This window comes from Croceifilum oryzae (assembly GCF_030814315.1).
GTDB lineage: Bacteria > Bacillota > Bacilli > Thermoactinomycetales > Thermoactinomycetaceae > Baia > Baia oryzae.
The window spans coordinates 86,678-107,008 of the sequence record NZ_JAUSUV010000008.1 but is presented as its reverse complement, the minus strand read 5'-3'; the positions used below and the strand labels follow the sequence as shown (position 1 = coordinate 107,008).

General features: G+C 41.0%; 21 protein-coding genes, 1 tRNA gene and 1 other annotated feature. Of the genes, 4 read left to right on the top strand and 18 right to left on the bottom strand.

Annotated features, from left to right (window positions below; translation table 11 throughout):
• Positions 1-8: 8 nt before the first annotated feature.
• Positions 9-434 (bottom strand): hypothetical protein, encoded by a 426-nt coding sequence (locus tag J2Z48_RS10270; RefSeq protein ID WP_307253221.1) that lies wholly within the window; start codon positions 432-434, stop codon positions 9-11.
• Complete coding sequence (locus J2Z48_RS10265; RefSeq protein ID WP_307253220.1) at positions 415-1,632, bottom strand: site-specific DNA-methyltransferase; 1,218 nt, start codon at positions 1,630-1,632, stop codon at positions 415-417. Before J2Z48_RS10265 ends, J2Z48_RS10270 begins: the two co-directional genes overlap by 20 nt.
• Before the next feature lie 237 nt (positions 1,633-1,869).
• Here J2Z48_RS10265 and J2Z48_RS10260 point away from each other — a divergent pair, with 237 nt between their 5' ends.
• The gene (locus J2Z48_RS10260; RefSeq protein ID WP_307253219.1) at positions 1,870-3,420 is read left to right on the top strand and encodes a hypothetical protein; all 1,551 of its coding nucleotides are present in this window, start codon (positions 1,870-1,872) and stop codon (positions 3,418-3,420) included.
• A 297-nt stretch (positions 3,421-3,717) separates the two neighbouring features.
• Here the strand turns inward: J2Z48_RS10260 and J2Z48_RS10255 are convergent, their stop codons facing one another.
• The 11 genes from J2Z48_RS10255 to J2Z48_RS10205 all read right to left on the bottom strand — a co-directional run bounded on the left by J2Z48_RS10255 (position 3,718) and on the right by J2Z48_RS10205 (position 12,123).
• Positions 3,718-4,341 (bottom strand): hypothetical protein, encoded by a 624-nt coding sequence (locus tag J2Z48_RS10255; protein WP_307253217.1) that lies wholly within the window; start codon positions 4,339-4,341, stop codon positions 3,718-3,720.
• Positions 4,342-4,356: 15 nt separating this feature from the next.
• Positions 4,357-4,641 carry a hypothetical protein gene (locus J2Z48_RS10250; protein WP_307253216.1) on the bottom strand — a complete coding sequence of 95 codons (285 nt, stop codon included), beginning with the start codon at positions 4,639-4,641 and terminating at the stop codon, positions 4,357-4,359.
• Positions 4,642-4,643: 2 nt separating this feature from the next.
• Positions 4,644-4,829, bottom strand: a complete 186-nt coding sequence (locus tag J2Z48_RS10245; protein ID WP_307253215.1) for a hypothetical protein — start codon at positions 4,827-4,829, stop codon at positions 4,644-4,646.
• Positions 4,830-5,116: 287 nt separating this feature from the next.
• Entirely contained in the window at positions 5,117-7,471 is a 2,355-nt protein-coding gene (locus J2Z48_RS10240; RefSeq protein ID WP_307253214.1) for a DUF3987 domain-containing protein, read from the bottom strand.
• Positions 7,468-9,027 carry a DEAD/DEAH box helicase gene (locus J2Z48_RS10235; protein WP_307253212.1) on the bottom strand — a complete coding sequence of 520 codons (1,560 nt, stop codon included), beginning with the start codon at positions 9,025-9,027 and terminating at the stop codon, positions 7,468-7,470. Before J2Z48_RS10235 ends, J2Z48_RS10240 begins: the two co-directional genes overlap by 4 nt.
• A gap of 79 nt (positions 9,028-9,106) precedes the next feature.
• Positions 9,107-9,592 carry a DUF669 domain-containing protein gene (locus J2Z48_RS10230; RefSeq protein ID WP_307253210.1) on the bottom strand — a complete coding sequence of 162 codons (486 nt, stop codon included), beginning with the start codon at positions 9,590-9,592 and terminating at the stop codon, positions 9,107-9,109.
• A complete protein-coding gene (locus J2Z48_RS10225) occupies positions 9,589-10,311 on the bottom strand; it encodes an ATP-binding protein (RefSeq protein WP_307253209.1) in 723 nt (240 codons plus the stop codon). Before J2Z48_RS10225 ends, J2Z48_RS10230 begins: the two co-directional genes overlap by 4 nt.
• Entirely contained in the window at positions 10,292-11,068 is a 777-nt protein-coding gene (locus J2Z48_RS10220) for a Rha family transcriptional regulator (protein ID WP_307253208.1), read from the bottom strand. Before J2Z48_RS10220 ends, J2Z48_RS10225 begins: the two co-directional genes overlap by 20 nt.
• A gap of 113 nt (positions 11,069-11,181) precedes the next feature.
• Positions 11,182-11,526 carry a host-nuclease inhibitor Gam family protein gene (locus tag J2Z48_RS10215; RefSeq protein ID WP_307253206.1) on the bottom strand — a complete coding sequence of 115 codons (345 nt, stop codon included), beginning with the start codon at positions 11,524-11,526 and terminating at the stop codon, positions 11,182-11,184.
• A gap of 46 nt (positions 11,527-11,572) precedes the next feature.
• On the bottom strand, positions 11,573-11,884 hold the full coding sequence (locus J2Z48_RS10210) for a hypothetical protein (RefSeq protein ID WP_307253205.1): 312 nt from the start codon (positions 11,882-11,884) through the stop codon (positions 11,573-11,575).
• Positions 11,866-12,123, bottom strand: a complete 258-nt coding sequence (locus tag J2Z48_RS10205) for a helix-turn-helix domain-containing protein (protein ID WP_307253204.1) — start codon at positions 12,121-12,123, stop codon at positions 11,866-11,868. Before J2Z48_RS10205 ends, J2Z48_RS10210 begins: the two co-directional genes overlap by 19 nt.
• Positions 12,124-12,535: 412 nt before the next feature.
• Between J2Z48_RS10205 and J2Z48_RS10200 the strand changes: the two genes are divergently transcribed.
• The 3 genes from J2Z48_RS10200 to J2Z48_RS10190 all read left to right on the top strand — a co-directional run bounded on the left by J2Z48_RS10200 (position 12,536) and on the right by J2Z48_RS10190 (position 15,225).
• Complete coding sequence (locus tag J2Z48_RS10200; RefSeq protein ID WP_307253202.1) at positions 12,536-12,937, top strand: helix-turn-helix domain-containing protein; 402 nt, start codon at positions 12,536-12,538, stop codon at positions 12,935-12,937.
• 383 nt (positions 12,938-13,320) lie between these two features.
• Positions 13,321-14,469, top strand: a complete 1,149-nt coding sequence (locus J2Z48_RS10195) for a site-specific integrase (RefSeq protein ID WP_307253200.1) — start codon at positions 13,321-13,323, stop codon at positions 14,467-14,469.
• Between the two features lie 543 nt (positions 14,470-15,012).
• A complete protein-coding gene (locus J2Z48_RS10190) occupies positions 15,013-15,225 on the top strand; it encodes an alpha/beta-type small acid-soluble spore protein (RefSeq protein WP_307253198.1) in 213 nt (70 codons plus the stop codon).
• Positions 15,226-15,308: 83 nt separating this feature from the next.
• Here the strand turns inward: J2Z48_RS10190 and J2Z48_RS10185 are convergent.
• From J2Z48_RS10185 to J2Z48_RS10165, 5 genes are all read right to left on the bottom strand, one after another.
• Positions 15,309-15,398 (bottom strand) — tRNA-Ser (locus J2Z48_RS10185).
• A gap of 292 nt (positions 15,399-15,690) precedes the next feature.
• A complete protein-coding gene (serS, locus tag J2Z48_RS10180) occupies positions 15,691-16,971 on the bottom strand; it encodes a serine--tRNA ligase (RefSeq protein WP_307253196.1) in 1,281 nt (426 codons plus the stop codon).
• Positions 16,972-17,014: 43 nt separating this feature from the next.
• Positions 17,015-17,220, bottom strand: a binding site (T-box leader).
• Between the two features lie 33 nt (positions 17,221-17,253).
• The gene (gene pdxT, locus J2Z48_RS10175; protein ID WP_307253195.1) at positions 17,254-17,835 is read right to left on the bottom strand and encodes a pyridoxal 5'-phosphate synthase glutaminase subunit PdxT; all 582 of its coding nucleotides are present in this window, start codon (positions 17,833-17,835) and stop codon (positions 17,254-17,256) included.
• Between the two features lie 24 nt (positions 17,836-17,859).
• Positions 17,860-18,756, bottom strand: a complete 897-nt coding sequence (gene pdxS / locus J2Z48_RS10170) for a pyridoxal 5'-phosphate synthase lyase subunit PdxS (protein WP_307253193.1) — start codon at positions 18,754-18,756, stop codon at positions 17,860-17,862.
• A gap of 128 nt (positions 18,757-18,884) precedes the next feature.
• Positions 18,885-20,123 (bottom strand): D-alanyl-D-alanine carboxypeptidase family protein, encoded by a 1,239-nt coding sequence (locus J2Z48_RS10165; RefSeq protein WP_307253191.1) that lies wholly within the window; start codon positions 20,121-20,123, stop codon positions 18,885-18,887.
• Positions 20,124-20,331 lie beyond the last annotated feature (208 nt).

Genomic DNA, 20,331 nt, shown 5'->3' with positions numbered 1-20,331 from the left:
CCCATAGGTTAGGGCTTTTCTTCCTCTCGTTTCTTGGCCAACTGCTCCAGCTTATCTGCCAATAGTTCTCTTGGTGCAATCTCGATAGGCTTACCATCTTTCCCACTAATCTCATGCTGTGTCTTCCTACCCCATCGGTTCGGATACTTCCGTTCCAGTCTCCAAGCCGCGGCCTGCCAGTTGTCCTTGGATGCCTGGGCGATGACAGCGACGTCCCGCATTTCGGCCTCGGCCATAGCTACTTGTACTGCGTTCGAAAAAACCATATATTTTCCAGTTTCTTCTCGTGCACCTTTTTTTAACCAATCGTATAAGGTGGTTTTGCTTATCCCCGAATACGATGCAGCTGTCTCAATGTAATTTCCCATTCGAAGTGAGTCCACAATCTTCTGTTGTATCTCATCCGTCAGCTTTTCAGGTCTGCCCTTTTTCACCTTCTCTCACCGCCTTTTGTCCTGTTTGATTCTCCCACCTACGGACTATGACATCACAATATCGAGGGTCTAGCTCTAGTCCATAACAAATTCTGCTTGTTTGCTCGCAAGCAATAAGAGTCGATCCAGATCCTAGGAAAGAATCTAAAATAATACTACCTACTTGAGATGAATTCTTAATCGCTCTAGAAGGAATCGAAATAGGCTTCATTGTTGGATGATCTTTGCTTCGAGCTGGTTTGTTATACTCCCATACGGTTGACTGTTTCCTATCTCCCACCCATCGGTGAGCTTGTCCCGGCTTCCATCCGTAAAGAATTGGCTCGTGTTGCCAATGGTAATCTTGACGACCCATCACGATCGTGTTTTTCACCCAGACGATACATTGCTTCAAACTCCAGCCACTAGCCACCATCGCTCCCCTGAAATTGATGCCTTCGCTATCAGCGTGACAAATATAAATACCGCCACCCGGTTGAGTGACGGCATACATATTTGAGAATGCATCAAATAGAAACTGATAGAATTGCTGATTTCCCATCTTATCATTTTTAATTTTCAACGCATCCACTGTCTTGCCTGTGTAGTTGACGTTGTAGGGCGGGTCAGTGAAGATCATGCTGGCCAACTGACCATCCATTAATCGATTCATATCTTCGGAGCTTGTAGCATCTCCACACAGGAGCCGATGTTTTCCCATTTGCCAAATATCACCCTTCTGAGTAACAAGCTCCTCAATCTTCTCTAGCTCTTCATCAAGGTCAAAGTTGTCTTCTTCGGGTTCCATCTCATAGAGGAAATCACTCATGATCTTGTCAATCTCACTTGAGTCGAAACCAGTAAGCTCCACATCGAGCCCGGTTAGTTGAATATCTTCAAGTAGGTCAGCCAGTTTCTTGAGATCCCAATCACCACTAATTCTGTTTAAGGCGATGTTCAGTGCTTTTTCCTTGGCTACATCCAAGTCCACTACTGAACACTCTACTTCAGTAAATCCTCTATCAAGTAAAACCTTAAAACGCTGGTGTCCTCCAACAAGACAACCAGTTCGCTGGTTCCACACCAATGGCTCAACAAAGCCAAATTCCTCAATAGATCTCTTCAGCTTCTCATACTCGGGATCTCCAGGTTGTAGATTTTTTCTAGGATTGTATACAGCTGGATTAATTCGATCTATTGATATCTTTTTTATCTCCATAATGATCACCTATGCTTTCAATAAAAAAAGGATAAACCCAAACGGCTCATCCCTCACACCCATTATAACGAAAAAAATTCATCACCATAGAAAATGTCTAATTTGTAAACTACATATAAAAAATGCTGAAAAAATGATTTAACATTATTAATTAATAATGCCATTAAATACAAATTTAGTATATAATCTAAAACTATGGTTTAAATTCAATGGCGTTTTTTAAGGAAGGAAATGTATATGAAAGTAACTAGCGAACTCCCATCCATTCCACAAGAATACATATCTACAGAACTCTCTCATTTAACTGATGTCCAAATCTACGAACTTATTGATCGTTACTATGCCAAAGAAGATCTAGAGGTATTAATTGATGAATATAAGCTTAAAGGTGTTAGACCTACCAACTTAGTGTCTAAGTTCCCTCCTACTATAGAAGATAGCTCATGCCCGTTTTGTAATACTCATTATATTACTTATCGCAAACCAAGAACTGGAATCAAAAAGCCAACACATTGTCCCAACTGTAATCACTTAGAAAATAATCGTCGTTCTTATTGTACATGTTCCAACTGTATTAACGGGCGAAAATCCAAGTTGGAACAAACTTACAAGGAAAGAAAAGCATACGAGGAAGAAAAGCACCGTATTGAAGAAGAACAACGAAAAAAAATGGAGGAAGAACAAAGGCAAAAGGAACAAGAACATCGTGAGCTGATAGAAAAAAGTTATGATGTTTCTAGAGTTCCTAAGAGGAAACTATCTGATTTAAACTTCAAAGATCTATGGTTATTAAACAGTCTCTTAAGTGTAGGTTATGATGAAGAGAAACTTCTTATAAAACCCGTTTGGTCCTATCAAGATGATCTTGCACCCTCAAAAGATTTTATAATGGATATGATTAAACATTTATTTCATTCTGGAATCATCCTCCCTTATCCAAAGGAAAATATAAATTCTTTTAGCAAAGAGCAATTTCGTGCTCTCGAAGTATATTTCTACATAAACATTGAGGAATTCCATAACGATACAACCAAGGCTCTAGAATATCTAATCAATCCACCACTAAGGGATGTTATTACCTTAATTTTGAATGACCTAGATTTAGTCGAACAGTGTTGGAAAAAGCTTGTATTTGAAGAAGTATTTCAAGATTTACGCTTTCGATTAGGTAAGTTAGATCAATCATTAGATCGTAATGAAAAAGTAAATACTACTTTATCCGGATTAATCAACCATTTTTCATCTGGACAGCTCTTCCACATGTCACATAAACAAATAGCTAATAAAAACCTATGGTATGCAAGCAATCTAGGGCATATACCAGATCGATTCGTGGATGTTATTTTGGATGGATTGAAGCAGTATGGGGATCTTGCCTTATCCAAAGAATGGGACCTCTATGGGTTTACTACTAGACATGCAGAACTACCCGCAACTGCCGTTAGCGATGTTTTCTTCAATAAGTTATTGTTCTTAGGAGAAGAATGCCTGACAATTTGTCCTTCTATAAACTTCCTTTTTTCACACACAGACAAATTAGTTGATCAAGTCCTTTTCGAACATCAAAAGAAAGAAAAAGAAAATGAGATGAAAGCAAAAATGAATCTCCTTGATCATCCAAATACAGAAAATGATAGTGAAAGTGCAGAAGCAAATCCTAACCAAGAATCCAAGGAAGAGCCTTCAGATCCATTAGAAATCAAAGACACAGAAACCAAATCAACTCTTTCTGCAAAACTCAAAAAGAAAAAGTATAAAAAGAAAAAGAAGAAGAAAAAAAGAAAATAGAGCTGGGGAATCCCCTGCTCTATTTTTTTAATTCATCACCATATATTTCCCTTCACTTTTTCTTTTAGTGATATCAAACATTATATTTCTAGATCGACGCTCTACTTCTCGATATACAGGATCACAGAAATAACCAATAAAAAAAGGCGAGCCACTTGGCCCACCCTCATTCCGGATCTTGCAACCCCATTGTAACAGAATCAAAGAGACTCCCACCACTTTTGTCTATCTTGTCTAATCTGTCCATTTTGTCTATTTTGTCATTTTTGTAACTTTGACAAAACAGGCAATGTATGCTTAAAACTCATCCCTATACATTTCCCAAGCCATCTTCTTTGAGATTTCTCTTTTTATTTTATTCAACTTCTGACGAGACAATCCGACATGGTGAGCAATAGTCCCCATACGCTCACCATCGAGAATACACTCTAAAACAGTCCGTTCTTTCTCATCTTGAATCTTTTCTACTGCTTGCTCGATATGCTTTATCTTTCTCCTTAACTGGTCTAATCTATCAAGTTGTCTCACTCGACGAATTGCCTCTTTACCAACCGGATCATTATTTCGACCTGTAGGCTTTGGGAGAGTGCTTTCGATACCATACATACTGGTAGCCGCATCACCAGCTAACTTCAAACGAGATTCCAGTCTCCCTACTTCTTTAATCATCCAGTGGTAGTCCCTAAGATCCTCATCTACTCTTTGAAGAATCTCTAAAGCTGGCTCTAAGTATTCTTTTCTATCTTCACTTGAAGAATCTTTATTCCACTCACTACAATACTCAACTTCCGAAATATGTTGTTGAAATACACGACATATGCTTTTGGCTCCCCATAGCGTTCCGGGACATCTCTCACAAATATCATGACGAACTTTTTCTATTTCTATTAGAGCTTCTATATTTCTGTTGATAGGATCCAACACGACAACCCCCTTCTATTTGTGGGATTCTAGTAAATCCATTAATGTATCTATCGGAATCACCGCTAACCACGGCTTCCGATCAGCTTTTATAGCCAGTGCATCATTGTTCTCTAACCATGCATAGATGAGTTTGAATCCATCCCCCCTCACCTTACATTCCCACTTTAGATTCAAACCAATGACATCTCCTGTATAGGAACCGCCAGCTGATCCCGAGAGCGGGACTCGCTCGCCTCCTATCAACTTGGCAAATTCTCTCTCAGCACGTAGCCCTTTGTCTCGCTGCATTTTCCCCATATCTATAACCATCCTTTATATTTGTATATTTGATAAGAAAGTTGGTCGTAATATTCGTTAACTGCTTGTTTATACTCTTTGGGCTTTGATTGAAACTCCCTACTCTCTATGTACTCTGCACCTTTCATTAACCTAGAGAGCACTTCATCTAATTCCAATTCATTTCGTATAGGCTGAACTAGTTTCATATAACACCCCCTGAATTGTGTTGCATTGTGTTGATTATTGTTGATGGGGTTTGCAACAATTATTTCCCTTGATATGACTGGGTTTTCCTATTTGTGTTGATTGTGTTGCAGGATATTAGGAGAAAAAGAAAAAAAGGTATTATTTTTAACATATATTGTAAGTAAAAATTACTTTATATCTATAGAAGGTGCAACACAATCAACACAAATCATTTTCCCCAGTAGCGACGCGGGTTATAACTGTTGATAATTGTGTTGAAAACTGCAACACAATGCAACACAATTCCTTATTCAAATAGAACAAATTCTAATGTTGGCCTCCCGCGCTTGGGTTGTACTTTTTGTATGGTTCCATAGCCAAAATCACGAAGCTCTCCGAATAACACATCCACTTCACTGCTTTTCTTGCAATTCGCCACTCGATGCATCTGAATATCACGCTTTCGTGCAACTCCTCCCTTTTTTCGTATCCACTCCACAGCTTCTTCTATACGCTTATCTACTTGTGTCTTTTTTAAATGGAGATAAACTTTTTTAGCATGACTCTTAAAGTACTTGGTTAGTTGCGCCGCGCGGTCCATACTGATTGCATCTACTTCCTCATCTGTTGCCTCATTACAAACTACACGAGCCATGTGAACGATGAGTGCCATTCGAGCCAGTTGGTTTGGCATCTTGGCCCATGGACCACGGAGTTTTCTAGGAAATTCTTCATCCTTCATCTCGTTTATATGAATCGAATACCACTCTTCCCACCACTTCTTTGCTTCCTCACTAAGGCATAGAACTTTGGGTTTCTGGGTTGTTCCTACTTCAATATGCTTCAATCGATAAAGCTCCTCTAACACTTGGCTATACTCATGGACAACTTCTGTTGGAACCCCCACCCACGTCCAATCAGACGGATCTTGGACATCAGGATAAGAAAAAAGGATACGATGAATAAATCCATCCTCACCTTGCTCATCTTCTAATGTGGCCACAATATCAGGTGGTATATTTCCAGTTACCGAAAAGAATGGCTTAGATATAAAAATGGGTTCTCCATTGTCTCTCACACGGTTTACTTTAATGTCTGTTCCAGACCAGAGAGAAAGAAATTGCTCCCGATCGTCACCCTTCCCACCTTTGTACTGATTCATTCCGCGGATCCATCCGGACAACTCGTCCGCTTTGAGAACCAGTCCCCGATCATTTTGCTTCAACGCTCTTACAAGAGCCTCGATGGTTGATTGCACAATATAAAGTTCTTTCATTTGCGGTTTTTCTGGCTCCTCTGGTAGATCTTGATTTTTGGAGTTCTTTTTCCAGACAGATAGTTTTGCCTGATACTGGCGAAATGCAACCTCATATTCTTTCATTTTCTGTTGATAGATTTCATGATATTTATGCTGAGATTCTAAGATTGGAGAAAAAGCTGATTCTTGTGCGGGAGATTTCCCTGTCCCAGTATCAGCTATGATGCATGTATATAAATTGGGTTGTTGACGATAGCCCGGTTTGAGTTCAATCATTCGGCTACTCCCGACAGCCGTTCCTAAGAAGGTGAGCATGTGGATCCCTACATAGTCAGCAGGAAGTCCCAAAGAAGTGGAGGCAGCATTTAAAAAAGTAGCGATTGGACTTGGGAAGATGTCTGTTGGAAATGAATTCACATTAGGTAGTTTAGGCAAGGGAATGGCTTCTATTTCTACCTCGTCTGGAGTTGCTTGCTCATTCATTTGGTTTTCTTGCGCCCATTGTCTCGCTTTTGTAATCGTCAATTGATAATAAAGAGGGTGTTTTAAATGCTCCCCATGGAACTTCCTATATTGAATGAGGAAATCTAAAATCTCCTGATCAGACCATCCATGAATGGCAGCAATATTGGCTATTGAGAGATCTCTCTCGGAGGCACTAACGAACACTTTTTCTTGCATAGTCACTTCTCTAAATAACTTGGATTTCTGTGTTAACTCATTTGCCTTTCTCATGAGGAAATCTAGGTTCAGGCTTTGTCCAAAGGTGACAGTTGTTGCATCATGGCTTGGCTCCACTTTTCTTTGTGCTTCCATTACTTCTTGAATCTTGTTTAGTAGCCATTCTGGAGGATCCGCCAGTTTGATTTCATCAGGGCTTCTTCCTGGAACCCATTGATATGTTTTACCACTCGGATGCTTACTACCTGGTGCTACAGATTGTCCACCAGAACCCCGAATATCTATATTAATACCAACCTTCTTCACACTATTTGGGATGTCCATATATGTTGGCATTCGATACCAGAGCTGTGTTCCGCCGCCCGTTATAATCTGCCAAGTGGCTGGGATCCCCCCGTGGTAGGAGATCCAACCCTGAAGGGTCTCCATTCCTGAAGAGCCATCAATATCTAAAGCAAAGATTCCATTTGTTCTTCCCATCGGAATACCAATATTCGCGTTCGGGGTTTTCCTCCAGATACTTCTAATCTCATCCACATCATCCGTTGCTTTATTCATCCAGTCACTCCAAATTGGATGTTTGCCCGCACTCTTACAGATGTTCCGTCCGCAAGTACAACTCCCATTCACAGGCGTATGTAGGGGGATAACTTTCAATCCAAGCTGTGCGAGTCGAAGAGCTTCTTCTAATGGTAAAGTTTGTTTGATTTGAGATTCGATCAAGCTCCCACTCCTCTCCTCGCGATGGCTTTCGTCATTTCATCTGCCGCTTCTCCCATAGTTAACCATTTCTCAGTGCGGATTCCCCATCTTGATAACGCCCACATTTGCTTCTGTGATGCCTGTTTCCTACGCCATGAAGCGTCTTTATTAATAAGTCCTAAGACATCTGCTCGTCGAACAAAATCCTCAGCAATCCCTTGTGCTAATTCCATCCAAACAGGTTGTTGAGTCAACATCTCTTGTTGTCCATTACGTTTTAATACTTTGGCCATCCAACCATCTCTTACTTGATACAAAATAGTTGTCCCGGCATCTCCAGCTGCAAGCGCAAAAAGATGGGGCGTTGCTTGGAGCCAACGAATATGACGGCGGAAATCTTTCATGTCTCCTCGACTTAAGATAGCTTGGAGTTGCGAAATCTCTCGGTTCCTCTCTTCATCCCTTTCCACTGCCTCCATAATGGTTTCTTCTTTCGTTTCTTCTTGTAGACCAAACAGAGATGGAGCAGTAATCAATTGGTGACGCTTGGATACACCTGTCACATCCAACACTAGACAATCCTGCTTTCCAGGAGATATCCTTGTCCCCCGACCGATCATTTGGATGTAGAGGGATCTCGATTTTGTGGGCCGGGCCATAATGACACAGTCAACTGTCGGTTCATCAAAGCCTTCAGTAAGTACCGCACAGTTACATAGGACTTTGGTTTCACCTGTATGGAAACGTTGTAAGATTGCTTTTCGTTCATCTGAATGTACTTTTCCTGACAACCATTCTGCGGGGATTCCCCTTGATTGAAGTTCCGCTGCTGTTCGTTTTGCCTGATCCACACTTACCGTAAAAACAATAGCCTTCCGATCCGTGACATGTGTTACATATGCATCTGCCACAGCTTTCGCCACGTTTGCTTTCAAGAGAACCTCATCCAATTTCCCTTGATTTAGATCTCCAGCAACGGTGTTAATCTCATCAAGATTAGCGTTTAAGTGTACTCTCTCCGTTCTAATATCCGATAGATATCCATCCCGAATGGCTTGTAGTAATTGATATTGATAGATGATCTGTTCAAAAACAGAATCAAGGCCCTTCTTATCCGCTCGTTCAACAGTTGCTGTTAATCCAACAACAGGAGGACCGCTTGATTCGAAAGCACCCACAGCTTGGAGTGTATCCATATACGTTTTTCCAAGTACATGGTGAGCTTCATCTACTACGACTAAATCGAATGATGGAAGCTGATCAAGTCTACGAAAGATCGTCTGTACGCTTGCAAATACACATTGGTTATCAAATTCATTTCTTTGTGCTTTCACTATTCCACATGTCGCTTCGGGCCAGATTAATTTCATCGCTTGAATGGGTTGATCAATAAGCTCTTCTCGATGAGCCAACCAAAGCAGACGTCCTTGTGTCTTTTTAGCTAAGGAAAGAGCGGTGATGGTTTTTCCACAACCTGTGGGTAAATTGATCAATCCACGTTTACCACCACTTTGATAGAAGGAGTCCCATGCAGAATGTGCTTCTAGTTGATAAGGTCTAAGGTGTATATCTTGCACAGAAAACATTACCTCCTACTCTATAAAGGTGTAAAAAAGAGAAGAGCACGTAACTGCCCTCCTCCCGTTGTTTCTCTATTTAAAATGGGAAGGACTGATTTTCCGCCCATGGAGGTACTTTTTGATCACTCTTAACGGGAGATGCAGTCTCAGCAGACTGAGGTTTCAGTTGTTTTTGGAAATAAAGATTCCGAAAAACATTGTTATCTCCTGATTTCGTTTGGATCTTGATTTGCAACTTACGATCTAATAGATTAGGTAATTCTGACTCCAGCTTCGTAATGTCTTCTAATTGCAAACCAGCTCGAAATAAATCCTGTTTCATCCAGCCAATCCGATCCGGATCATCAAGAAGATGATACTTCCACTCTTTACGTCCTTTAAAAGGACCCTCCGTAACAGCTAACTCCCACTCCAACATGGGGCGATTGGTTTTACTCGTTTTAAATCTAACTGCTTCCACGTTCATCACATACTGTCCATCAGGTAAATCATCATATACATCAAACTCTGCTTCTTGGTAACCCTTCTGAAATTGCGATAAGTACTCCGACCATTGACTCATAACATTTCTCCTTCTTCTGTTTGGTTATAAAACGCCTTTTCAAACTCCCGGAAACTAAGAGGGAGAGCAGCTGGCAACTTTCGATGAAAGGCATGTTCGGTTCGGTCTCCACCTTCCCAATTCTCACTGGGCTGTGTTCTCAAAACTCGAATCTCTTCTCCATTTGCAACCACAGCTTCTGCGTATAGGATAAGATCCACCATTCCGAGAATCATATCCCGTCCTGATTTCGGTATGGAGGGAACTGCTTTTGTGATAGTGGAAACCCGAGTCTTGACCTCAATGAACTCTACATGGCTCGTAAACACTAGACCATATGGTAAAAGGGACAATTTCCGAATCGCCTTAAAGAACTCGTCCTTTACCATTTGCCACCCTTTTCCGTAACCTAAATCCGACTCATGTTGAATTCCTTGTTGTTCCTTCACGAACTCAGAACATGATTTCCACAGGTTGTCCACCGTATCGATAATGATCGTTTTATAGTGGTGATCGCCCTTTTCAAGAAGTGAGCAACACCTTAAAAAAGTAGACCAATCTGGAACTTTCACTTCAAATCTAGATAATGCCTCCAAACCGGGCTCGGTTGCGAGGAAAAGCGGAGAATCCATCTGGCTACAGAAGGTTGATTTCCCAATTTTCCAATTTCCGTAAAGAAGAAGCGAGTAATCCTCCAATTTTGTCTTGGGTTCTTTCTTTTCAGTAGGCAGTGAGAGCAATTATATCTTCCTTTCTGGTATGTAGCCTTTCTTTCTCGGCTTGTCCCACTGGTACAAAACCTCGATCCTGCAGGAACTGATAGAGAAACTGCCGACCCTTTTGAGTCCATTTCATCTGTGTATAACCATCTTCATAGGTCTCATAATCCGTATAACCATGGGTTGCATATTTACTGTATAAATGCCACTTTCCTCCTTGTCTGAATTGAATCCCTAGATCATGGAGCAAGAGGTTAAAACGCCTGGCTGTTAGACCGTAGTCTTTGGACAAGGTGGTAGCAGTTAGGAGCTCGCCCGGTCTAAGAACTTTATCGTGAAACTCCACTTTTGAAGCCTGCTCGTTCACTTTCGCTTCTAAGTACAATCTTTCTTGTTCTTCTTCGATCCATCTTGTAGCCCGTTCAATTGGGTCCTGAATCATATACGAATCTAGTTTTACTTCTGTCTTAATAAATTGTTCCATACGGTTGAACTCTTCGATATAACGTTCCTTCATTTGTGCCGCTTTTGCACCTCTGTAGCCCATAACAAGAAACATGAGTCCGTCTTTAGTGAGTAGATATTTTTTCCTTGATCGGTCTCTTAGATCTTTGTAATCCCACAATCCAAAGTTGGATTCTAGAAAATCTAAGCTACAATCTAAAGATTCAATGTCACGCATGACATGAAAATGTTGTTTCTCAAATACTTCAGACACCTTCAATGAATCCGTTACGACTTTGTTATCTTCGACAAATACGAGTGGATTGGTATGCATACAATCTTCCTCTCTTATATGGTAATTTCTTTTCTTTGTATGGTTGAAAGGATATTGCTTGGCCAAGTTCCTTCACATTTTTGTGAGGCATAGTAGGTAACAAGTACATTCCGTTATACTCCGCCGCCCTGTGGATCCTTTACTTCTACTCCAAATACACTACCGTCCTCGGTTTTTATTAAACCGAATTTACCAAATGGACGATTAATTACTATTAAGCTAGGAAACTCAGATAATTGATGTGTATAGTAGTCCTTCATGCTTGTCTCTAAATGCTTCATCTCTTTTAAAGATTTATCACAAACATCGGCCAACCATTCGTTCGCCTGAATGATCACCCGATCTCGTTGTTCCTTATACTCATCAACTTGATCTTTGTGCTTCTTATATTGAATCAGTGCGTAATCAATATCCTCTACATTTTGGATCTTACGTCTATATCCATCCATCAGGTACATGGGGATTCCCCTCCAAATATGTTCTTTGTTATAATGGGCCTCTTTACTAAAAGTCGTATGAATCATATGATTCGTCTGGACTTTGCTTCCAACGCTCAGGATCATTCAGCCATTCACCTAAAGCCTTTCGCGGTATCACACACTTCTTTCCAGACCACAGTTGTGGAAAATCTGGTTTCTTTAAATAATGTTCACGAAAGTTTGGGAGGGAAACTCTTAGCTTTTTTGATGCTTCTTCCATAGTGTATACAAGAGCTTCCTCATTGCTTTGTTCTTCTACAACATCAATTAAACTTTGAAAAATACGTGCTAGTCTTACTGCATCCTCTGGTTGGGAATTCATACGGTATCCAAACATGAAGGCTCTCCTTTATATATATTTTCTTGAATAAAGCACTCTGTTCGTTCATCACTAAGTAACACTTCTGGAGGACAGTCAAGAACCTTTGCAAAATCCAAGAACCGATCTACAGTCAACTTAACAGAGCCAACTGCGATATGTCGGTATCCTGTACAGGTAAGTCCGACTCTAGAACCCATATAAGTTTTAGTAATCCCTTTAGCCTCCCTGACCTTTTCAATATTAACGCGAACCAAGATTATCACCTTCAATATCGTAATATGTTAATATAGTATTATAACGTAATACGAATGTCAAATACATATTATCGTTATACGATATAATATATTCGATATCGAATAATGTTATTTCTCTCGATTGAAAGGTGACTTTCATGTGATTTTATTTGTACTTGATGCCCTGAAAAAAGATGGTGCAGACCGTGATAGACAGACTACGTTATACGATGGACAAATCCTTTGAAAACCTTGTCACAGTTGGATTCACTCATATATGTACATGATTAGCGATATACTCCATATTCGTTCTTTCGTATAAAATATACGATATTGTGTAGTGTATATATTTTCGCGTGAAAGTAGACTTTCACATAAACATGTATGTATAATGTCATTAACGTATTACGTTAATGTAAGGAAGGATGGTACGATGCTGAAACAAGAAATATTGGAGACTTTTGCTAAGAGAGTTTCACTCCTTAGAAAAGATAGAAGATGGTCGCAGAAAGATCTTGCAGAGAAGATAGGGGGTAATGTTACACTTCAAATCATTTCTAACTGGGAACGGGCTTATACACGTCCGGAGGTAGAGGATATCTTCCGAACAGCAGAGGTATTGGAAGTATCAGTGGACTTCCTATTAGGAAAAACGGACGACCCAGCACCTCAGCACTCAGAAAATCCAGCACACAACATTGTAGATCTAAAAAAAGCCCTCCTAGATGAAAGCGCATTGCACTGGGATGGGCATTATATAAAAGGTCCTCAGAAAGACCTTATCCAACGTCTAGTTCTCGCTGTGATAGAGAAGGAAATGAATGAACTATCGTAGGGATTCTGATTGGATTTGAAAATCCAATTCTTGAATAATCTTCATTTCTTCTTCAGAAAATTTACCGTATTTGATTAAAAAATCTATTATTATCTTTACATTCGTGGTGGGCGGTAACGAATAATACGTTGTCGCCATCATGCAGACAACAGCTAATGTAGAACCATGATTCATTCTATATCACCTTTTTTTCCATAATAATGGGGTAAGCTATTTAATACCCTTTTTCTCCATGAATTATTCCTCTATATTATAAAATACCAACAATTTTTTTGGTTTTTTTATAACTAAATATTCATTCGGTCGCTTGACAATCGCCATGCGTTAATCTAACATTAGTTAACGCATGGCGTTATTTATTTAGAGAGGAGATTACGATTTCAATGAAAGGACATGTTAGAAAACGAGGAAACCGGTGGTACTTTGCTCTTTGGATACCCAATCCCATCACGGGTAAGAAAGAACAGAAATGGTTTAGTAGCTGGAAAACAGAGCCCGAGGCTAAGAAAGCTATGGCCAGGAAAATTCTAGAGATCGACCAAGGATCCTATATCGAACCTGCTCGGATACCACTGAAAGATTACCTTATCAGATGGTACAAAGACTACGTAGAGTTAAACTGCGCTGCCACCACACGCCAAGGGTACAAATCCATTCTTAAAAACCATTTGATCCCAGAACTCGGACACATTAAACTAGGAAAGCTAAAGCCTATTCAAATTCAAAGCTACTACACACAGAAGAGTAAAAAGGGTAGGAAAGATGGCAGAAAAGGTGGGTTATCCCACCGTAGCATCCTCCATCATCACAGAGTTCTATACGAGGCTCTTGAGCAAGCGGTAAAATGGCAACTTCTATCTGCTAACCCTGCAAAATCAACCACTCCTCCAAAGCCAGCAAGGGCACAATTCAATGTACTCACAACTAAGGAAGAGATATATACCCTTCTGGATACCGTGGATCGAAAGGGATTGTATGACCCAGTATATTTTGCCATCTGTACTGGCTTACGAAGAGGCGAGCTTTTCGCCCTACGATGGGCTGACGTAGATATGAAGAACAATATAATCAGCATCCAACAGACTCTCATCTTGCTAGACGGAAACATTCTCGAATTCAAGGATGGAGCAAAAAATGACGGAAGCAGAAGAACTGTAGCTGTAACTGACTCGATCATCAATGGGCTTAAAAGAAGGAAGATAGAACAGGAACAGCACAAGGCATATTACGGCCCACTATACAAAGACCACGATCTAATCTTTTCTAATAAAGATGGAAGCCCCATCAATATCGGTAGCTTCTCAAAAACTTTCGGTAGAACGGTAAAGAAAGCAGACATTCCCTACGTAAGATTCCACGATCTCCGGCATAGCCATGCCACGCTATTATTGCAACAGGGTGAGCACCCTAAGATCGTATCTGAACGCCTGGGACACTCATCGATTGGAATAACCATGGACACCTACAGTCACGTACTCCCGAACATGCAAAAAGAAGCCGCCCAAAAATTGGACGACTTCCTAACAAGGTAGATTCAACGTATCATATAAAAAGCAAAAGTGCAATCGAATCACACCCCTAGGGCGTGGATCAATTGCACTTTTTTAATTTCAATGGAATCAACCAGCTGTTTTGCTTCCAGCATTACATCTGCTTCTCCAGGAAAGACTATAACATCACAATTATTATGTGGAGTTGATACACTATGGGGTATTTCATGTTTGGAGTCCATGTAGTCCTTTTAATACTTTTTATCATCCTTGCTTACGTCTCTGCAAAACGTGTCTGGTATCACAAAAATCCTAGTGAAGACTATCCATTTACAGCACACAGGAAAACACTACTCATTGTTTGGATAGTCATACTTATTATCTCGATTTTTTTCATCTTTGGATCTCTATTTGTTCTCTTTATGGATATCTTACAAGGTTACCTTCCTCAATATCCTTGTAAAGATGAAATCAGAAAAGTAAATGGTTGTGCAGATCAATAAATGGAAATAAGCGGTACTGACAATTAAGCATACTCCCTCTATTATGGACAATAATATGAAACAACAAGGAGGTGTTTTGAAATTGAAACACACACATAACAATCAAGTACAAAGCGGTCTAGATCAAATGAAATACGAAATTTCATCTGAGTTTGGAGTTCAGCTTGGTCCTGATTCAACTTCTCGGGATAATGGCTCTGTTGGTGGAGAAATGACAAAACGTTTAGTTGCATTAGCAATCCCGTCTTTCCCAGAAATCGGAAATCCAAGCATAACACCCATTCATTATAGGTAGTACAACTATATATATACAAAAAAGCGCAATCGGATTTTACTCCAGATTGCGCTTTTTTGTGCTACTGCTTATATTTCTTCATTTGGCAGAGAGGGTGGGATTCGAACCCACGGATGCCTTGCGACATCGCCAGTTTTCAAGACTGGAGCCTTCAACCGCTCGACCACCTCTCCGTATCAAGCCCACTAAAACGCTTATAAAAACGCTTTAGCAGACTAACGTTAGCAGTTTTGTTAGCAGATTGCCTTTTCAGGCAAATATTCATTTAAGGAAAATCGCCAAACCCTTTGGTACTAGCGGGGTTTGAGAGATCCGATTTCTTGGAGATGTCGAAAGTTCCATGGTTTTCAAGACCGCTGCCTTCAACCACTCGACCACCTCTCCAGAGTTGGTCTAGCAATAACGTTTCTATTGTATCGTAGAAAGTAAGAAACTGTCAAGCTATCTCAACTATATTCTTTTCATTTATTTGCCGATATATTCACGACCGCCTAAATAAGGGCGTAAGACTTCTGGGATGCGGATGGTGCCGTCTAGCTGTTGAAAGTTTTCGATGATGGCAGCAGTGGTACGTCCGATTGCTAACCCAGAGCCATTTAAAGTGTGAACAAATTCTGGTTTTGCTTTGGTGTCGGGACGGAAACGAAGGTTGGCACGTCGTGCTTGGAAGTCTTCGAAGTTCGAGCAAGACGAGATTTCCCGATAGGTTCCGGCACTTGGCATCCATACTTCTAGGTCGTATGTTTTAGCCGATGCAAATCCAGTGTCACCTGTACAAAGGCTGGCAACACGGTATGGAAGCTCTAGCTTTTGTAGTACACGTTCTGCGTTTGCTAAAAGCTTCTCCAGCTCGGTGTAGGATTCCTCAGGGTGGACGATTTTCACTAGCTCAATTTTATTAAATTGATGTTGGCGAATGAGTCCTCTAGTATCACGTCCAGCAGAGCCAGCTTCAGAGCGGAAGTTCGCGCTAAAAGCAGCATAATACTTCGGAAGTTCCTCAACGGATAAGATTTCATCCGCGTGATAATTAGTAAGTGGGACTTCGGCAGTTGGAATCAGATAATAATCATTGGTGTCAGCTAGCGCAAACACGTCTTCTTTAAACTTAGGAAATTGTCCTGTTCCCTTCAAGCTATTGGCATTTACGATAAAGGGTGGGATCATTTCCGTATAGCCATGCTCTTCGGTGTGTAGATCGAGCATAAAGCTCATTAACGCACGCTCTAGTTTCGCTCCTAATCCTTTGTAGAAGACAAAACGAGAGCCGGTTACTTTTGCCGCGCGTTCAAAATCAAGTAGGTCTAACTCTTGTGCTAAATCCCAATGGGCCTTTGGCTCAAAGTCGGGTGTTTTGACTTCTCCCCAATGATGAAGGACCACATTTTCGTCTTCTGATGTGCCAAGAGGTACACTTTCGTGAGGGATATTCGGAATTGAAAGGAGAATTTCTGCTAAATCTTCGTCCAGCTGACGAATTTCGTCATCATATTGCTTAATTTGATCTCCTACTTTTCTCATTTCTAGCACGAGATCATCTGCATCTTCTTTTGCTTTTTTCTTTTGCGCTATTTCCCGGGAAACATGATTACGCTGACTCTTTAATTGTTCGGTCAACGTGATTAATTCTCGACGTCGATCGTCAATCTTTGCAAAGTCATCTAAAACAGATAAATCGGCGTTACGCTTCATTAACCCTTCTCGTACTAGTTCGGGTTGATTTCGTAGTATTTTTAAATCTAACATTGACTATTCCTCCTTTTTTCCATAAAAAAGAACCTCTCGTCGATCCAGGGACGAAAGGTTCCGCGTTGCCACCCTAATTGACATCGTAACATACGACATCCACTTCATTGAGATAACGGCCAAAGACCGATCACACTTAATCGTGTGTAGCTCCGAGGTGGATTCTCCAAGATTTCAGGACGATTTACACCAAGACATCGTCTCTCTGAGTCTGAAATAAATGGTTACTAGTCTCTTCTTCGCTCTTGTGATATAGATTCGTAATTTTATTATATCCAGAAATTAACGCAATGCAACCGCTTCACGAACCATATTGACAAAAAATTGATGGAACCGTGCATCATCCGTAAGTTCAGGGTGGAAGGAAGCACATAAAACGTTTCCTTGCCGTGCTGCTACTACTTCACCATTGACTTCGGCTAGCACCTCTACCTCTTTCCCTACATGGGTAATGAGGGGAGCACGGATAAAAACAGCATGAAAGTCATCCGCTACCTCTTTGATGGCAAGTTTCGCTTCAAAGCTATCTACTTGCCGACCAAAGGCATTACGCTTTACGGTCATATCCATCACAGCAAGGTGAGGTTCATCTGCATCTTCGATCTGACCCGCTAATAGAATGAGACCCGCACATGTTCCCAATAGCGGTTTCCCTTCACGATAGAAGTCACGAATAGGCTCAAGCAGATCATATTTACGGATTAGCTTTCCCATAGTAGTTGATTCGCCACCTGGAAAAATAAGGCCGTCTAGATCTTGCAATTGTTCTTGTTTTTTTACGGCTACTGCTTCTACACCTAGTTTTTCAAGTAGGTGTAGATGTTCGCGAACGGCTCCTTGTAGAGCTAGGACCCCGATTTTCATGAAAAAGGTACCTCCTAGTCTCTCTTACCAGCCACGCTCTTGCATACGATCTTCTGGGCGTAATTTGGAGATTTCTAAGCCAGTCATTGGGCTACCACCTAGTTCTTTTGATACACGTACAATGAGGTCATAGTCGTTGTAATGAGTGGTTGCTTCCACGATCGCACGAGCAAATTTCTCTGGATTCTCAGATTTAAAGATACCAGAGCCCACAAATACACCGTCTGAACCAAGATGCATCATCAGTGCTGCGTCTGCTGGAGTTGCCACGCCGCCTGCGGCAAAGTTTACAACTGGTAGCTTACCTGTCTCATGGATTTGAAGAAGTAGCTCATAAGGTGCGCCAAGGTCTTTTGCTTCTGTCATGAGTTCATCACGAGACATACCTTGTACTTTACGGATTTGACTCTGCATCATCCGCATATGACGAACTGCTTCTACAATGTTACCTGTTCCTGGTTCGCCTTTTGTACGAAGCATCGATGCGCCTTCTCCAACGCGACGTAGGGCTTCTCCAAGGTTACGAGCACCACATACAAAAGGCACTGTGAATTGCGCTTTATCGATATGGTAAACTTCATCGGCAGGAGTAAGTACTTCTGACTCGTCAATGTAGTCAACACCCATCGCTTCTAGTGCACGTGCTTCCACGAAATGACCAATACGTGCTTTTGCCATAACAGGAATGGATACCGCCGCCATCACTTCTTCCACGATACGAAGATCAGCCATACGTGCTACTCCGCCAGCTTTACGAATATCAGATGGAACGCGCTCCAAAGCCATTACCGCTACTGCACCCGCAGCTTCAGCAATTTTCGCTTGCTCGGCATTAACAACGTCCATAATAACGCCGCCTTTTTGCATTTCAGCCATACCGCGCTTAACAAGATCCGTTCCAACTTGATGATTTTGACTCATGGTATCTTCCTCCTATGTATGTACCTATCACATAAATATATAACTATTGTTTTTTGGCTTCATTACTATTAATCAATTGTATAAGAAATGATCTACATTGACAAGAAAAGGAGATTCGATCCAAGCTATTACGAAAACCAGCTTGATACCTCGTCTCCAATGGAACGGAAGAACAGACGAATCCAACTACCTTCTTCCACACTCTTTGTAGCCACTAACGAGATCGGTTTAAATCCAGGTATATTCTTACCTTGATGAAGAATTTCTACTTTCCCTATTTCGGTCCCTGCCATAATCGGTGCTTTCACACCAGAAGCAAATGTTACTTTATACTCATAATCCGACTGACTCGCACCTTTTTCCACAGGTAACCTAAGATCTGATTGAACTTGTACCTCGATCGATTTATCCACACCATTAGGCAACGCCATGTTTTCATGACCAGGCACCATCGCACCCTTTTTCACAAACGTTTTCTCTTCATATTGCTCAAACGCATAATCCAATAACTTTTTGGTCTCTACAAATCTCTCTGAATCGGATTTTGTTTTCATCACCACGGAGATCAATCGTAAATCTCCTTTTTTTGCAGTACTTGTGAAGCAATAGCCTGCCAAAGTGGTGTGACCGGTCTTCAATCCGTCTACTCCATCATAAGGCTGTTTATTTCGCGCTGGTAACATCAAATTAGAGCTATTAATCGTGATGTCTTTTTGACCTTTGTGGATGATATGATTAGCGATCGAAGTATACGTTAAGATTTCGGGGTGATTTCGCAACAGTGTATCCCCTAGAATCGCAGAATCTTGTGCTCCCATCACATGTTCCCCAGGCACTTCAGGCGCATAGATGCCATAATCCTTCATATCCAGACCCGTTGTGTTTCGGAAATGGGTACTTTTCATACCAATTTCTTTTGCCTTCGCATTCATCCGCTCCACAAACTTAGCTTCAGAGCCCTCTACATGTTCAGATAATGCAATCGTGGCATCATTCGCCGATTTCACTACAGAAGAGATAAATAGGTCCTTCACAGTCAATTCATCATTAGGCTCTAACTGGATCCCACCTTCATTGACCGACGCCGCGCGAGCACTTATTTTAACAACATCTTCCCACTTTATTGTGCCTTTTTTAATCTCGTCCAATACGATAAAATGCGTCATCATTTTGGTCATACTTGCCGGCGGTCTCGGTGTCTCCGCATCCTTCTCGGCTAAAACAACACCCGAATTCGCATCCATCAAAAAATAAGACTCCGCTTGCACAGTCGACAAGGACTGTGCCGCCCAGACTTGATAAGGACAGAGGATCACCATGAATATCGTTATAAAACTAATACATAACTTTCTAAGGCGTACTTCCACAATTGACCCTCCAATTTAAAATAAAAATATATCGATGAAAAATAGTGTAATGAAAACTATGTTACAATCCCGCTGACCACCAGGCTATAGATAAAAATAAAATTAGTTCAAGTTTTGGTAGGTGAAAGGGGAATAGTCCTTTCCATTCTACCGAAATCCCACCACTATGAAAATAAGAAAAGAGTGGGAAATCCCACCCTCATCTCAA

Bases quoted from the DNA above. Each gene is read 5' to 3' on its own strand.
- J2Z48_RS10265 (WP_307253220.1), bottom strand. From the start codon at position 1,632: ATGGAGATAAAAAAGATATCAATAGATCGAATTAATCCAGCTGTATAC.
- J2Z48_RS10260 (WP_307253219.1), top strand. From the start codon at position 1,870: ATGAAAGTAACTAGCGAACTCCCATCCATTCCACAAGAATACATATCT.
- J2Z48_RS10250 (WP_307253216.1), bottom strand. From the start codon at position 4,641: ATGGGGAAAATGCAGCGAGACAAAGGGCTACGTGCTGAGAGAGAATTT.
- J2Z48_RS10245 (WP_307253215.1), bottom strand. From the start codon at position 4,829: ATGAAACTAGTTCAGCCTATACGAAATGAATTGGAATTAGATGAAGTG.
- J2Z48_RS10230 (WP_307253210.1), bottom strand. From the start codon at position 9,592: ATGAGTCAATGGTCGGAGTACTTATCGCAATTTCAGAAGGGTTACCAA.
- J2Z48_RS10220 (WP_307253208.1), bottom strand. From the start codon at position 11,068: ATGCATACCAATCCACTCGTATTTGTCGAAGATAACAAAGTCGTAACG.
- J2Z48_RS10215 (WP_307253206.1), bottom strand. From the start codon at position 11,526: ATGTACCTGATGGATGGATATAGACGTAAGATCCAAAATGTAGAGGAT.
- J2Z48_RS10210 (WP_307253205.1), bottom strand. From the start codon at position 11,884: ATGTTTGGATACCGTATGAATTCCCAACCAGAGGATGCAGTAAGACTA.
- J2Z48_RS10200 (WP_307253202.1), top strand. From the start codon at position 12,536: ATGCTGAAACAAGAAATATTGGAGACTTTTGCTAAGAGAGTTTCACTC.
- J2Z48_RS10195 (WP_307253200.1), top strand. From the start codon at position 13,321: ATGAAAGGACATGTTAGAAAACGAGGAAACCGGTGGTACTTTGCTCTT.
- serS (WP_307253196.1), bottom strand. From the start codon at position 16,971: ATGTTAGATTTAAAAATACTACGAAATCAACCCGAACTAGTACGAGAA.
- pdxT (WP_307253195.1), bottom strand. From the start codon at position 17,835: ATGAAAATCGGGGTCCTAGCTCTACAAGGAGCCGTTCGCGAACATCTA.
- pdxS (WP_307253193.1), bottom strand. From the start codon at position 18,756: ATGAGTCAAAATCATCAAGTTGGAACGGATCTTGTTAAGCGCGGTATG.